This window comes from Micromonospora globispora, assembly GCF_003857015.1.
Lineage (GTDB): Bacteria > Actinomycetota > Actinomycetes > Mycobacteriales > Micromonosporaceae > Micromonospora > Micromonospora globispora.
Genome location: NZ_QGGF01000749.1, coordinates 1 through 690 on the forward strand (window position 1 = coordinate 1; position 690 = coordinate 690).

The following is a 690-nucleotide window of genomic DNA, read 5'->3' on the forward strand; positions in this document are numbered from 1 at the left end:
CAGCGGCAGGTGCTCGCGTCCGCGTTCGGGCTCGGCTGCGGCGACCCGGCCGACCGCCTGCTGGTGGGGCTCGCGGTGCTGTCGCTCCTGGCCGACCTGGCCGAGGACGGCCCGCTGCTCTGCCTCGTCGACGACGCGCACTGGCTGGACACCGTCTCCGCCGAGGCGCTGCTCCTCGCCGCCCGCCGGCTGCACGCCGAGGGCGTCGTGCTGATCTTCGCCGCCCGGGAGGGCGTCTTTCCCGCCCCCGGCCTGCCCGAGCTGGCCGTGGGGGCGCTCGCCCCGGCGGACGCCGTCCGGCTGCTCGACCCGGCGCTCGCTCCCGAGGTGCGGATGCGGGTGCTGGGCGAGGCGCAGGGCAACCCGCTCGCATTGATCGAGCTGCCGGGGGTCGTCCAGACCGGCGACCCTGGCGGGCCGGTGCCGCTGACCGACCGGCTGCAGGCCACCTTCCACGGCCAGGTCGACCGGTTGCCCGCCGGCGCCCGGACGCTGCTGCTGGTCGCGGCCGTCGAGGACACCGGTGACCTGGACGTGCTGCTGCGCGCCGCCGCCACCCTCGGTGCCGCCGCGGCGGACCTGCGCCCGGCGCAGGAGGCCCGGCTCGTCGAGGTCACCGGCCGGGCACTGCGGTTCCGCCACCCCCTGGTCCGCGCCGCCGTGCACGCCGCCGCGGCGTACCCGCAGCGG

1 pseudogene is annotated in these 690 nt (G+C 78.6%); it reads left to right on the forward strand.

What is annotated here, in order from left to right:
* Positions 1–690 (forward strand): annotated as a pseudogene (locus tag DKL51_RS35455) (helix-turn-helix transcriptional regulator); the annotation flags it as partial.